Annotated in this window: 8 protein-coding genes; all 8 read left to right on the top strand. The window is 55.6% G+C overall.

Annotation, left to right across the window (positions count from 1 at the left end; all coding sequences use genetic code 11):
- Nucleotides 1–262: 262 nt before the first annotated feature.
- Nucleotides 263–10540, top strand: coding sequence for a hemagglutinin repeat-containing protein (locus tag BMY45_RS02710; RefSeq protein ID WP_092394181.1), 10278 nt, complete (start codon nucleotides 263–265; stop codon nucleotides 10538–10540).
- Nucleotides 10541–10546: 6 nt separating this feature from the next.
- On the top strand, nucleotides 10547–10828 hold the full coding sequence (locus BMY45_RS27265; RefSeq protein WP_143071600.1) for a hypothetical protein: 282 nt from the start codon (nucleotides 10547–10549) through the stop codon (nucleotides 10826–10828).
- 137 nt (nucleotides 10829–10965) lie between these two features.
- Entirely contained in the window at nucleotides 10966–11667 is a 702-nt protein-coding gene (locus BMY45_RS02700) for a transposase (RefSeq protein WP_092394175.1), read from the top strand.
- A 102-nt stretch (nucleotides 11668–11769) separates the two neighbouring features.
- The gene (locus BMY45_RS02695; protein ID WP_177193291.1) at nucleotides 11770–13026 is read left to right on the top strand and encodes a toxin C-terminal domain-containing protein; all 1257 of its coding nucleotides are present in this window, start codon (nucleotides 11770–11772) and stop codon (nucleotides 13024–13026) included.
- A gap of 1 nt (nucleotide 13027) precedes the next feature.
- A complete protein-coding gene (locus BMY45_RS02690) occupies nucleotides 13028–13219 on the top strand; it encodes a hypothetical protein (protein WP_092394172.1) in 192 nt (63 codons plus the stop codon).
- Nucleotides 13220–13707: 488 nt separating this feature from the next.
- Nucleotides 13708–14262, top strand: a complete 555-nt coding sequence (locus BMY45_RS02685) for a hypothetical protein (protein ID WP_092394169.1) — start codon at nucleotides 13708–13710, stop codon at nucleotides 14260–14262.
- Between the two features lie 417 nt (nucleotides 14263–14679).
- Nucleotides 14680–15066 (top strand): DUF6124 family protein, encoded by a 387-nt coding sequence (locus tag BMY45_RS02680; protein WP_092394166.1) that lies wholly within the window; start codon nucleotides 14680–14682, stop codon nucleotides 15064–15066.
- Between the two features lie 139 nt (nucleotides 15067–15205).
- Nucleotides 15206–15451, top strand: coding sequence for a hypothetical protein (locus tag BMY45_RS02675; protein ID WP_143071598.1), 246 nt, complete (start codon nucleotides 15206–15208; stop codon nucleotides 15449–15451).
- Nucleotides 15452–15489: the final 38 nt, after the last annotated feature.

The raw sequence follows: 15489 nt of genomic DNA, 5'->3' as shown, positions 1-15489 counted from the left end.
CCGACCTGTTTGCCACGGATGTACCCCGATCCACCTGTGGGAGCGAGCCTGCTCGCGAAGGCGGCCTGACAACTCACCTCTATCTCCAGACCGATGGTCCGCACTGCCCTCCTTTCTGTATTCATTCATTGATGCCAGAATAATGGCTATCTAATATCGCGCCACTATTTTGATGTCACTTTCGATTCCTTAATCGACCTACTTCCGCGTGGACGCATTTTTTAAATGCTGCCGCTCTAAATTTCGTTGTACGAGACTGATCATGGACGACCGCCAACACGCCTTCCTGGCCCGCCAGCCTTCTGCTGCCCTGCAAACCCGCGAACACTTCTGGGGCATGCCCAAGCGTGGCCTGGCGTTTCTGTTGGCCAATGTCATGTTCTGGCAACCGCTTTGGGCCCAGGCCGAGGGGATCGTCGTCAGCGCACCGGGCACCGGCCTGGACCGGGCCGGTAACGGCGTGCCCATCGTCAACATCGCCAAACCCAACGCCAACGGTCTGTCCCACAACCAGTTCAAGGACTACAACGTCGGCAGCAACGGCGTAATCCTCAACAACGCCACCGCCCGCACCCAGTCCACGCAACTGGGCGGGATTATTGTTGGCAACCCGAACCTCAATGGCGCGGCTGCCAAGACCATCCTCAACGAAGTCAACGGCGGCAACCCCAGCCAACTGCGCGGCTACACCGAAGTGGCGGGGCAATCGGCTCACGTCATCGTCGCCAACCCGTACGGCATCACCTGCAACGGTTGCGGTTTCATCAACAGCCCGAAGGTGACTTTGAGCACCGGCAAACCGGTGGTGGAAAACGGTCGGCTGGATCGCTACCAGGTGGATAAAGGCAGCGTTGCCATCGAAGGCGCAGGCCTCAACGCCAACAACGTCGACCATTTCGAAATCATCACCCGCAGCGCCAAGATCAACGCCGAGATCCAGGCGAAAAACCTGACGATTGTGGCCGGGCGTAATGACGTCAACGCCACCACCCTCAACGCCACCGCCCGTGCTGACGACGGCAGCGTCAAGCCGCAACTGGCCATCGACTCGTCGGCGCTGGGTGGGATGTATGCCGGGGCGATCAAATTGGTGGGCACCGAAGCCGGGGTCGGCGTGAAGCTGGCGGGGGAGCTTGCCGCCAGTGGTGGTGATATCCAGATCGACGCCAACGGTCATCTGAGCGTTGTTTCAGCAACCGCCAGCAACGCTATCGGCATCAAAGCAAAGAGCCTCGACGCCCAAGGTCCGCTTTATGCGGGCACTCAACTTACGGCGCAAACCACGCAAGAGCTGATCAACCGTCAGAGCCTGGCTGCAAGGGGCGCCGTGCAACTGTCCAGTGGCGGCACCCTGACTAATACGGGTGTGATCGAAGCCGGAGTGAACCCGGACAACAGTCGCAACACCACTGGTGATCTGACCATCAACGGTCAAACCCTGAACAACAGCGGCAAACTGTTGGCCAGCCGCTCATTGACGGTTGATACCAAGGATTTGCTCGACAACCAGAACGGTATTATCCAGGCCCAAAACGTCATCCTCACGACCGCTCGCCTGATCAATCAGGGAGATGCCGCGCGGCTCTTGGGCGAAGCGAGCCTGGTGATCAATGCCCCGGCCGTCCTTAACCTTAGCGGCTTGATTCGCTTTGCCGACGGCCAGGCGGCGAGCTTGACCGTCGACAGCCTGGACAATCGCCAGGGCCGTATTGAAGTGGCCGGCGGCAACCTGTCGCTCAACGCCCGGGTGCTAAAGAACGCCGGGGGCAAGTTGATCGCCGGACGTCTGGACATCGACGCGGGCCAACTGGACAACAGCAAAGGGCTGATCGCCGCCAGTCAAACCTCCGCCAAGGTGGTCGCCCGGCAACGCCTGGACAACGGCCAGGGCAAGATCCAGGCGCAAACGCTCCTGACACTGTCCGGTGGCGAGCTGCTCAACCAGGGCGGCACGCTGGTGGCTGACGAAATACAGCTCAATGCCAGCCGCCTGGATAACAGCTCCGGTGGTGTCATCAGTGCTGAAGACGGTGCGCTGGAACTGACGCTGGATAAAGACCTCGATAACCACGCAGGTAAAGTCCAGGCTTCGACCGTATTGACTGTCGCAGCCCAAAGCATCAACAACCACAGCGCCAGCCTGACCGGCCAGACCCTTGAACTGACCAGCCGCGGCAAACTCGACAACACCCAAGGCACGATTTCTTCCGATGACAGCGTGTTGGATACCGAGGATCTGGATAACACCCAGGGCCTGATCCAGGGCTTGCACACGCTGAAATTGGTTGGGCGGAATCTGAATAACACTGAAGGCGATTTGCTGGGTGGTGCTGTCGAGGGAACGTTCAAAAATATCACCGCCAATACCAAGGGCACCGTCAGTGCCGAGACGGGCCAGCTCACGCTGATGGTCAGTCAGCACCTGAACAATGCGCTGGGTCGCCTGCAAGCCAGCCAGGGCGATGCGGACATCCAGGTGGCGAGTCTCGACAATCGAGAAGGTGTCGTGGCCGCCGGGCAATTGCTGCTGGTCGCTGAGGACGGGCATATCAACAACCGTGGCGGGCGAATTATCAGCGATCGCCTGGATCTGCAAGCCGCCAGCCTTGATAACAGTGAGGCCGGACTGATAGCGGCCGGTGCTGACGGTGCGTTATTGATTCTCAAGCAAACGGCGCCCGGCCAGTCGTGGCTGCTTAATAACAAAGGCCGGATCCAGAGCGATGCCGGCCTGCAAATAGAAAGCAACGCCGTCGATAACCGTGGCGGTGCCATGCTCGGCAGATCCATCGGGATCACTACCCGGCAGCTCAACAACAGCGACAAGGGCGGTATCGTCAGCAACGGCGGCGCAATCACACTGAATGTGGCCGGTGTTCTGGAGAACATGACCGGCGTGATTGACGCTGGTGCACAGCGATTGCTGTTGCAGCAACTGGTTGAACTCGACAATCGCGGCGGCACCCTGCGGGGCCAGCGCCTGGATATCAGCAGTACATCTGTCGACAACCGTGCGCAGGGCCAGATTATCGCCGGTAGCGATGGTCTGAAAATCGTCAGTAAGGCGCTGCAGAACCAGCAGGGTGTGATTCTGGCCAATGGCAGCCACACCGAGCTGGTGCTGGAACAGGGCCGTCTGCAAAATCAGGGTGGGACGCTTCAGGCCGACAGCCTGGAGATCACCAGCGAAGACCTGGACAACAGCGCCGCCAACGGCAAGGCGGGGTTGATTTCCAGCCTGCTGGGGGATCTGCAACTGACGGTGACGCGCTTGGTCAATCGGGCCGGCAAGTTGTTCGCCAAGGGCGAAGTCGCTTTCGACGGTTCAAGCCTCGACAACACGGGGGGCGAGATCAGCGGCACTCGTTTGGATGTTGAAGCCGTCAGCCAAGTGGTCAACATAGGCGGCCTGATCGAGTCGGCGAATGGCCTGAAGTTCATCGGCGGCCAGTTGAACAACAGCGCTGGCGGGCAAGTCCGCGCACTCGGTGGCGCCTCCAGCCAGATCAAACTGACTGGCAACCTGAACAACCAGAACGGTGTGATCGAGATCGGCAGCCAGGATCTGAGCCTGGCCGGTGTCCAACTCAACAACCTTAGCGGTAACGTACGTCACGCGGCGCAGGGACTGTTTGATCTGGACCTGAGCAACCTTGCCGGCAGCTCGGGCAGTCTCACGGGGCTGGGCAGTGGTGCCTGGGAAATTGGCTCCGTCAGCGGTGTCGGCACTTGGCAGCTCAACGGCGGCCTCACCTACACCAGCGCCCAGGGCCTGACCCTCAAAGCGGGCGAGCGCATTGCCAGCGCTTCGGCGCTAAGCCTGAACGTCGCCAGTCTGACCAACGCCGGTGCGTTGCTCAGTAACGGCAACCTGTCGCTGACTCTGGGTGGAAACCTGATCAACAGTGGCCTGTTGTCGGCCGGGCAAAAGCTGACCGTCAATGCCAACAACCTGCTGCAACGTGATGGTCGGCTGGTCAGCGGCGGCGACAGTGAGCTGAACCTGCGCGGCACGCTCGACAACCTCGGTCGGCTGATCGCCAACCGGCATCTGGCGGTGACAGCCTCCCGCATCGACAACAAAGGCACCCTGGGCGCCCAAGGGAACCTGAAGTTCAATGCCGTTAACGGCATCAACAATGGTGCCGACACGTTGCTGTTCAGCGGCGGCTCGATGGAACTCCACGGCAGCAGCCTGAGCAACTATTACGGTGATATCTACAGCCAAGGCAACCTGACCTTCAGTGCGGTGGGCGGTGGGCGGGCGGCGTCATTGAGCAATCTGTCCGGCACCATCGAAGCCCAAGGCGACATCGACATCAATGCCCTGATGGTGGAAAACGCGAAGGCTGAATTCGAAATCACCTCCGGGCAAACCTCCGGCAGTCTGAGTTGGGTATGTGGTCAGCATTGTAGTGGTGGCAACGGCTGGAAACGCGGCCTGATCACCATCATCACCAGTTTCAACGACACCGTGCTAAAGGACTCCCCCGCAGCGCGGCTTGTGGCCGGAAAAGACCTCACGATCCGCGCCAATGAAGTGCAAAACCGCTACAGCCTGATGGCTGCAAACGACAACCTCGACGTGACGGCCGTCAACCTCCTGAACCAGGGCGCAGCATCGCGATCAGGCCGGCGCGAGGTGAATGTCGGAACGCCTAGCCGTATCGACAACAGCCTCTGGGACCAAATGGAGTTCGTCGATGTGCCGGCGTTCAATGCGCAGACCGCGGCGGGCCATTTTGACGAAACCCGATTCCAGGAGCTGATCGACCGCTCCAGTGACGAGCGTTTTTCCTTAATGAGCGACGTAACCACCTGGAATGAGAACGGCAATAACGTTTATGCAGCAGTGCTTCAGGCTGGGAAGACCGTCAAGCTTAACGTCACCCACAATATTCAAAACGGTACGCTTCATGAAAACACCTTGGGGCAGTTGACCGGTTCGCTGGCCAGCGACCAGACTGCTTCGGTCGGCGGCATCAACATCAACCTGGGCAAACGCAGCACCGACGCCAGTGCTCAGGCTCCAAAGGACGTTACACGCATCGAACGGGTGGATGCCGACGGCGTGAAGCAGGTCAGCTTCGTCGCGGTCGATTTTCGTGGCGTGCCGTTTACCGCAGTGGACCCCACCGCATCCTCGAGCTTCCGTCTGCCCAAAGGCTCGTATGGTCTGTTCGTACAGAGCCAGAACCCGCAAAGCCGTTACCTGATCGAAACCAACCCGGAACTCACCCAGGTTGGGCAGTTCATGAGCTCCGACTACCTCTTGGGTAAGCTCAACTTCAGCGCCGATGACACCGCGCGCCGTCTTGGCGATGGACGTTATGAATCGCGCTTGATCAGTGATGCCGTACTGGCGCAAACCGGCCAGCGTTTCCTCGCGGGGGGCTTGAACGACGACTACGAGCAATTCCGTTACCTGATGGATAACGCGCTCACCAGTAAAAAAGAACTCAACCTGGCCGTGGGCGTCACCCTTACCTCCGAGCAAGTCGCGGCGCTGACCCACGACATCGTCTGGATGGAAGAACGCATCGTCGATGGCCAGAAGGTGCTGGTGCCTGTCCTTTACCTGGCTCAGGCCGAATCGCGCAACGTGCGCGGTGGCAGCCTGATCCAGGGCCGCGACTTGGAACTGATTGCCGGTAACGACCTGATCAACGTCGGTACCCTGCGAGCCAAGAACGATCTCTCGGCAGCCGCCAATGGCAGCCTCTACCAAGGGGGACTTGCCGAAGCCAACGAGCGGCTGAGCCTGATGGCCACCGACAGCATCCGCAACGCCCTGGCGGGCGAGATACGCGGTAACCAGGTCAGCCTTAGTACGCTCAAAGGGGACATCGTCAACGACCGCACCGCCATCGCCGTGCGCGAGGCCTCCGGCATGCGCACGCTGGTGGACGACGGCGGTCACATCAGCGCCCGCGACACGTTGACGATCAAATCCGGCCGCGACCTGACTAACTCATCTGCCATCAACAGCGGCGGCGACGCCAACCTGAGCGCTACGCGCGACCTCAACCTGCTGGCTACGCGCAACGAAAGTGAAATCCATAAATCCACTGATGGCGGTCATCGTTACACCATCACCACCACCGTGGAAAATCTCGCTTCCAGCGTTACCAGCGGCGCCAACCTGACTCTTAAAGCCGGCCGCGACATTAACGTCATCGCCAGTACAGCCAAAGCCGACAACGACCTCACCGCCAACGCCGCAGGCAACCTGACCCTGGCCTCGGCCGGTGATGAACACAACGTCGAAACGCGCATAAAAGACGGCAAAAAACGCATCCGGGAAGAGGACAATCACACCGTTCAGAAGGCTGCTGAGTTCAGTGCGGGGGGTAACGTAGCCCTCAGCGCGGGCAAGGATTTGGGGTTGATTGCCAGTCGGGTGAGTGCGGGGGATGAGGCTTATCTGTTTGCGGGCGACAACGTGAATCTGCAGACCGCGGACAACGTCGATTACTCCTATTACTCGAAAATCAAGACGGGATCACTCGGTAAGAAAAAGTCGACAATGACTGAGGCCGAAAGCGTCCTGTCCGTTGGTTCGAGCATCGAAGCCGGGAAAAAGCTGGTTGTCTCTGCCGGACAGGATTTCAACGCCACCGGCGCCAAACTCAATAGCGATGGAACATTGCTCGTCACTGCTGGCCGTGACATCAATCTTAATGCCGGCGAAGACTACGCAAGTCAGGCCAATGCCTCGTCCAAAAAGGGGTGGGCCTCCAGCAAATCCAGCGCCTCTGAAATCACGCAGACTCGCTTGAACAGCACTGAGTTGGTCGCAAAAAACATCGAATTGAAAGCTGATAATGACATCTCGCTGACAGCCGCTGCACTGCGGGCTGAAGAAACGATAAAACTCACCGCTGGCAACGATGTATTGATTGGTGCCGGCGAAGAAACTCAAACAACCGCTCAGTCGAAAAGCACCGGCAAGACCAGTGCAACATTCTCGGGCCTTCTGACTTCCACGCAGAAGTCGCAACAAGGGCAAACGACCTCAACCCAAAGCATCGGCAGTGATATCAGTGGCGGCAGCATTCAAATCAAGAGTGGCCGCGACACCATTGTTGAGGGTAGTACGCTGGTGGCAGATAACAACATCGGCATTGATGCTGGCCGCAATTTGGAGATTACTAGCGCCGAAAATACCGAGACATCTAACTCCAGATCCGGCAGTAAAAAAATCGGTGAAATCGGCTCTTGGTGGCAGGGTGCGACCGGTATCGTTAAACAGAAAGAAACCGAGCAATTCACCTCTACCCGCCAGTCGGGCAGCCAAATCGCGTCGCTGGGCGGCAATATCAGCCTGAACGCGGGCGACCACTACACCCAAACAGCCAGTCAGTTGGTCACTCCCCAGGGCGATGTCAGCATTACTGCCAAACATGTCGACATCGAGGCCGGTTTCGACACCCTCAACTCCACTAAAACCGCCAGTACTAGCCGGACCGCCGTCGGTGGGTCCGTGAGCATCCCGCTGCTTGATGCTTTGAAGGGCATTCAGCAGATGGGCGAGGCGGCGCAGAAAACCAGTGATGATCGGATGGTCGCACTGGCCGCCGTGAATGCGGCGATGAGTGCCAATCAGGCTTTGGAGGCGGGTCAGGCGTTGATGAAAGACCCGACCACGGGCATCAAGATCAGTGCCAGCCTCAGTGACAGCCGCAGTCATAGCGAAAGCCGTCAAAGCGGACGTAACGTGGTGGGCAGCGATGTAGTAGCGGGTGGCAATATCAAAATTGTTGCCACCGGCGACGGATCTGGCAGTGATATCAATGTGGTAGGAAGCCGGATTGAGGGTGGTGGTGAGGTCAGCCTCAAAGCTGACGGCGAGATCAACTTGCTGTCCGCGCAAAACACAGCACATCAGCAAAGCACTAACGGAAATTCCGGCTGGAGTGCCGGGATTGGATTCAGCTTCGGTGGTTCTCAGAACGGTTTCTCGCTGGACTTGGCGGCGAATGCTGGGCGCGGCAGCGCTGATGGTGACGACGTCACCCAAACGAACACTCACATCAAGGGTGGCAATAGTGTTCGTTTGGAAAGTGGCGGGGACACCAATATCAAAGGTGGTGTCGTCTCTGCTGAGCAAGTCAAGGTCAAAGTGGGCGGCGATCTGAATATCGAAAGCCTGCAGGACACCAGTACTTACACTTCCAAACAACAGAGTGCAAACGTCGGCGTCAGTATCTGTGTGCCGCCATTCTGCTATGGCACCAGCAGTGTCAGCGGCGGCATCGCTTCGCAAAACATGCACAGCGAGTACGCCAGCGTCAGCGAACAATCGGGAATCAAGGCGGGTAATGGCGGCTTCCAAGTAGAGGTCACCGGCAATACCGACCTCAAGGGCGCTGTCATCGCCAGCACCGATAAAGCGGTAGCTGAGGGCAAAAACACCCTGAGCACCGGGACACTGACCAGTTCCGATATCAAAAACAAAGCTGAATACGATGCCACCAGCATTAACCTGAGCGGCGGTTTCGGCGGTGACATGGGACGCGATGGCAATGGCAATACTAGCGCCACGGCCAACCCCAATGGTCCCAAAGTGCCGAATAAAAGTGGGGTAAGTGTTTCAACTCCAGTTGTGCTGTATGCCGGTGGTAGCTCCAGTAGCAAGACCTACAGCGGCATTAGCGGCGCAGCCGTCACCATCACCGATACTGTCAAGCAGCAGGAGTTGACCGGTCAGACAGCCGAGCAGGCGGTTGCGGCGATCAATACCGATGTTTCCAGTGACCGTGATGGCAGTAACAAACTCAAACCGATCTTCGACGCGCAAGAAATCGGCGTTGATTTTGAGATCGTCGGCAAGTTTGTGCAGAACGTTTCCCAGTACATCGAGAGTCGCGCACGGGAAATCGATCAGAAGAAGGATCAGGCCACTAAGGAAAAGGCGGCTGCTGATAACGAGAAGTTGCCTATCGCTGAGCGGATAGCCCACCACGAGAACTACTTGCTGCTCAATCAGCAGATCAAGGAGATCGGCGATAACTGGGGAGCCGGTGGTATCTATCGGCAAGTCGCAACCGCCTTGGTCGCTGGCATCAGCGGCAATGTGGCGGGCAGTAGCGCTCAGTTCGCGCAAAACATGGTGGTCAACTACGTCCAGCAACAAGGCTCGGCGTACATCGGCGAATTGGTGAAAAAGGGTCTGAAGGAAGGCAGCCCTGAACACGCAGCCCTCCATGCGATTCTCGGGTGTGCTGGCGCAGCCGCCAGTAACCAGAGCTGCTCGGCGGGTGCCTTGGGCGGGGCTGCCGCCAGCGTGATCGCCGGTCTGTTCGCTGATTCCAGTCCAAACGAAACCGCAGTCGAGAGAGAAGCCAAACGCAACATCATCACCAGCCTCGTGACCGGTATCGCGGCCATGAGCAATCCGAACGGTGTAGCCACCGCAAATAACGCGGCTACGGCGAACGTCGATAACAACTGGTTGGCGACGCAGCAGTACGTTCAGGCGAAGAAAGAGATTGATGCCGAACCGAACCTGCTAAAGAAACTGGCGATTGCTGGGAAGTGGAAGGTTACTTCTCTACGGCAGGATCTATTGACCGGTTCGGGGGTGCTCAAAGGCTTCACGGACGGGATGGCTGGGGCGGGATTAGGGACTCTGGATAGTGCCGTCACATTCTTGACCGATCCAATGCAGAGTTGGGAAGCCGTCAAAGAGTTTGCATCTTCCGAGGAAGCCCGGGCGCTCTTGGGTGATACCGTCGCTGCGGCATTCAAGTCCCAGATTGACCAGATTGGAAAGGCTGTCGTCGAAGGCGGTGATGCCAACGCGGAAAATCTTGGCAACCAAATGGGACAGGCGATGGCGCTTGTCATACAGCTCATGATTGGTGGGGGGAGTAGTTCGGCAAACAGCGCACTGACCCTTTCGAGAATGGGGATCGACGTCTCGGTCAACACGGTCAAGAAAATCGGGGCATCGGTTGATATCGATGTCCTCAAGACTCGGATTAGCAAGCTGGAGAAGCTGGCGCCGGATTCGGATGTGCCGGTGATTGATCCGCCGAAGCCGGTAGTAAGTGTAGATCCTAAACCGAATCCCGTGCCAGATTTCCAACTGGATCCGAAACCCGAGCTGTCACCGCGTGTGGATATTTCGGATGAGTTCAAGGTTATTACCCAGAAGGATGGAACACGTACCTACAGATATTTGGACCCTGCCGATGGGAATCATGGTTTAGAGATATCGGTTGTGAATGGTGTTTTAGGGTTCGAGATCCGTGCCCAAGGTGATGCGTCTGCATTGGGGTCAGGACGGGATATGTTCATCAGTGCAATGAAAAGACTCGAAAACGATGGTGTTGAAGTGAATAGCATTCGAGGGTACTGGGAGAAGGGAACAGATAGTGTAAATTACAAGCAATATATGGATGCGTCAGGATTGATAGGGAAGGAGAATGCTGCATTGAATACGTGGACCGGAAAGATTGCCCAAGATTATGGCTTTACAAAGGTTGTGAAGCTTGAAGAAAAGTTTGGTGATATTGTCGTTGTTTTTGGGAGGTGACCTAGAATGCTGAAGGAATTAATTGAAGATGGGATGCTTCCCGTTCAAGCTTTGAAAAGTTTGGTGGTTCAGAAACCAAGTATTTCAAATCTTGATTTGGCGATATTCTTTACAGATGAGTTTCCCGATGTAAGTGGCGAGGCGCGACAAGTGATTTGGCGATGGGAGCGGCCAGGTAAAAGGCAAGGGATTGATGATGATAAATTAAACTATTTGCTTCTTCAATTGCTCGTAGATGCTAGCTATATTTCACATGCTGAATTTGAAAAAATGGTTATGCGGGTTTAGTTGGGTGACCTATGGACCACTACGAAGACCGAAGAGTAACCTTGAGCACAAGCGGCAGAAAAAAAGAAAAAAAGGGGACAGATTTATTTTTAGGACCTCTGCTACGCTGAAAGCTTCCACGGATGGAGGAGTCATATATGCCCAGAATGGGACGTATTGTTTTACCGAATTACCCGCATCATGTAGTGCAGCGCGGTCATAACCGGCAGATGGTGTTTGCGGTGGCAGAGGATTATCAGCGCTATCTCTCTGATCTGCGCGAGCTGAAAGATGCATTCGGGGTGAAAGTCTACGCCTATTGCCTGATGACGAATCATGTCCATTTGTTGCTAGCTCCGGGGGAGTCAACCGCTGGACTGGGGCAATTAATGAAATCACTGGCTGCCCGTGCGACGCGCTATCGCAATCGATTGGAAGGGCGTTCTGGCACCTTATGGGAAAGTCGTTACAAATCTAGTGTGGTGCAGTCGGATTCATATTTGCTCGCTTGTAGTCGTTACATTGAATTAAATCCTGTGCGCGCTCGTATGGTCGCCGATGTCGCAAACTATGCATGGTCGAGCTATCGAAGCCGGGTAGGTGATGAGTCAGATGGGTGCTGGTTAGATGCTGATCCATGCTTCTTGGCCTTGGGTGATACCCCGATGGAGCGGCGGCTTCGGTATGAGGAGTTTGTGCACCAGGCCATTCCGAGTGATCAGCTTCAATTGATCCGCGACGCTTTGCAGCGAGGCCAACTGACGGGTACAAGCCGTTTCGTAGATGAGGTCGAGCGGGTTGTTGGTGTGCGGGTAGAGCGGCGCGGGCAGGGGCGGCCGAGGGCTGAATCGGGAAAATAAATCTGTCCCCTTTTTGCGCTGTCCCCTTTTTGCGCTTTTTGCGGGTTTAGTGCTACGGATCTGAAGTTTGATCTCGCCAGCGCACAGAGCGTTGCGATCAAAGTGGCCGCTGACGCTGCAGCTAAGACAGCAATCATGGGGGGGAGTCTGAAGGACAACCTGGTGGCTTCTGCGTTGGGTTCGGCCATCAGTATTGGTGGGGCGGTTTCGGCCAATAAAATTGGTGATATCACTGTCTTTGACGACGGCAAACTTTCAAAAGTTGTGATGCATGCGGCGCTGGGTGGATTGATGGCGGAGGCCATGGGCGGGGATTTCCGCACAGGCGCTATTGCTGCTGGGGCGAATGAGGCGTTGGTGGACGCTCTTGCCGACAAATTATTACCGGTCGGCGTAGATAGAAACAGCCTGGAATATCAGCAAGGCGTAACAAAACTGCTCGCGGCCTCCCAACTCATAGGCGTATTGACGGCGGCCTTTACAGGGGGCGATGCATCTGCCGCTGCGGCAGTGACGGCAAACGCAACGCAGTACAACAACCTCGACCACCCATCAGCAGAGCGCCTGCTCAAAGAGCTTCAGGGTTGTCGGACGACAGGAGGTTGTAGCGCCGCGAACATCCGCGAAATTGTCGGGCGCTATGAAGAACTATCTGCTCAGCGTTCCATGGCCATCAATGCCTGCGAAAGTAGAGCTTGCGTAGAAGGCATCCAGAAAAGCGCGGTTTCGCTGGAGGCTCCCGTCGCCAAGGATCTACTGGACTTCCTGCGGCGTAACGTCTCTTACGATATGGCTGGGTTGCTTACAGGGAACCCTGGGGCTGTTGCCGTTCCATCGCAGGGGGTTGATGGCTGGGGAGCGCTGTTTACCTCAGATAAGCAAATGGCCTTTGCGAAGAACCTCAAGGAGGGCTGGTTGACGCCGAGCGAGTTGGCGGGGGTCGATCAATGGGTTAAGGAAACCAGTTGGCTTGATCAACAGGCTGGACGGCAGTTGTCGCTGAATGAGCGAGCGACGTTGTTGACTGAGCTGAAGATCACGCTGGGTATGGCGATCCTGGGTAAAAGCTCGGTAGGTGCGGGTAACGGTAATGCAACGAATCCGCGCGTCAAAGTCGAGCCAATTTACAAGACAAATGCAGAGGCCCAGCGAGCAGCAAAAGTGTTAGGATTCTCAAAAATAAATGAAACAGTACATGGTGGACAGGCGGTATTTAAGCTTGGGAATCGCTATATAACTAGGGATCTTGATGGGCATAATGGTGGCGCTTGGAAAATGGCCGACTCCGTTAGGGGGCTTGGCCGTAAAGAAACACGCTCAGGAACATTTGATGTGAATTTAAATCGTATTGGAGATTGATATGAAAGGTGAGGAGAAGTCGGACTGGATCAGTCGAGGAAAAACTATTAGTCAGCTTATTTTGGAGTTGCAATCTTTTGAGGATCAGAATTTGCTAGTTGAAATTTCAATTGATGATGGTGTGACCAAGAAGCCTATTAGTCTGGTTGTTAAGTCTGGCGGTGTTTGTGTTTTGGTAAATTGCGCGCAGTAAAGAGGCTTTGAGGTATGTTTGGTTGATGTGTGATTTTAATATATTAGGAGAAATCGTTGAAAGCCGGAGACAGACCAGAATGGCGGTTACTTAACGGCTAACTAGCTGATGTGCCTGAGAAAATTAAAAGGTTTTGCCTTGGTCTCATAGGTGAAAAAACTCCTTAGGGAAAAAGGGGGCAGATTTGAATGGCACTTACTTAACCTTCTTCGGGTGGCCATTCTTCCTGACCTCGGCCCTTGCTGATCGACGTGTTTTCATCAGCATGGGGTAAGGCTTGGGTCTTCGTTTTATGGCGCGGAGAAAAACGGGGGCAGACCACGTTTTTAGTGATGTAAAAACGTGGTCTGTCCCGAATGGCACTTACTTAACGGCTAACTAGCTGATGTGTCTGTAAGAAATGAAAAAGTTTGGCCTTGTTCTCTTCGGTGGAAAACCTGCTCCAAGAAGAGCTCTATTAGTTTTTTTGGTTTTTTAAGGATTATTCAATGCGCTATTTCGGCACGTCCCTCCTACTGTCCATGACATTGCTCCTGTCAGCCTGCAACACTACCCCCTACGACAAGGCTACTATCTACTACGACCGAACACAGTTTCCTGCACAACTTGTCAAAGACTATCCAAGACTGAACAGCCCTATTTTGCAACATGGCCGTTGCTCTCTGATCGTATCTACCCCGGGTTCGAATACCGGCACCTACTATTTCTGCACCTACGCGTTGACCGCCAATGATCTGTACGTTCAGGGTTGGGACGCCAAAGCGTTGAAGTACGTCGAGATCGCTCATGTGGATATATCGGCGCTTAAAAACGTCGCCCTGCATACGATTTTTCGGACCAGTCAGCTCCAGATGACGGAAGAGCGGCGTCAATTGGCGTTGAGCGCGTCTATAGATGAGGGGGGCTATATCGACTCGGCAGCTACCAAGGAACTGTTCGAGGCAATTAAACGCAAGGGTGTGCCGGTGGTGAAAAGCGAAGGCATGATTAACCCGCCCGCGCCGCCTTCGCCGATGATCATTCCAATCATTATTCCAACGTAAAAAGTAGTAAGGGCTGGGTAAGCAGGACAGAGCTAAGGAACCCCCTACAAATCTACCCAAGCTCTGGGCCTGCTATGCACTTCAGCCCGCATTGGAAAAGAGACTTTATTTGTACAACCTGACGCACCGAGGTATCAGGTCAGGGGCTGCTGCGCAGCCCAGCGGGAGCAAGCTCCCTCGCCACGGGGTTTGCGGTGGGGTGGGAGGCTGCATAAATCATTCAGGTGCGTCGGAAGGATCCGCTCGCCAGAGCGAAACATCCGACAAGCTTTTAAGGTTGTCCCTCGGAAATGGGGTCTCTAACCTTTTGCTGTCGCTGCGAAACAGCGGCCGGGAGTGGGAACCCGAAATTAATAGGTCGTAAGCCTCACGACCATAACGGCAAGTGATGGCTCCAATTTCATCAGGAGCATGCACATGAACGAAGGAAAGACTGAACCGAATTCCAACAGAACAAATCCATTGGCGGATTTCGACGCCATCGAAGACCTACTCAAAGACCGAGCCGCCGCCGAGCGGGCACTCAATCATTACCTCAATCCAAAAAAACCAGAGCCAAGCACGGACCCCCGTATCGACAGCCTGTTCTCCGTCACCGCCAAAGCTGACGCCGACACGCTGCTGACCAGCACCAGCGAAACCTTGGCTTCGGTAAAAGCCATGGCTGAGAACCTGGCCTTTGAAGTGGAGGGCACGCGGCGCAGCGTGGCGTTGGGGATTCATCAGTTGGTGGAGTTGTGCCAGTTGCTGGTGGATAAGGCGTTGGATCAATTGGAGGCGCCGGGAAGTCCCGCCGAAGGATAGGGCCAGCTCCCGCTGTACGGGTGTACACCTGTTAGTTCTGACAGTAGACGACTGGCGCGCCTGATCATACGGTGAATGCTGGCGCGCTTTTCTCACGAGCGATGCCGTAATTACTTAATCCAATGGAAGAGGTGTAATGATGGCTGCCAAAGAAATTCGCATATCAATTGAAGAACTCGATCGTGACAGTAGCCCTGAGGTCTTGTTCGAATTCTACAGCGGGAAGGACATTGATTTTTCTACCTCTGTATCCTCCTCTTCGAAGAATGGTCACTACGATAAGGTGGACGTAAAAGGAGATGCTGACGGAGATGGCGATTTTGATGCGCAGGATGATGAGTTGTTCATCCAGCTCGCTAAAGCAGCGGTTGCTTTGCTGAAATAACGATATATGGACCGTGCCGCCAAGCTAAAGGGCCCTTC

This window comes from Pseudomonas sp. NFACC39-1 (assembly GCF_900110355.1).
GTDB classification, from domain to species: Bacteria; Pseudomonadota; Gammaproteobacteria; order Pseudomonadales; family Pseudomonadaceae; genus Aquipseudomonas; species Aquipseudomonas tehranensis.
The sequence above is the reverse complement of the archived record's forward strand: the minus strand, read 5'-3'. Positions and strand labels throughout refer to the sequence as shown.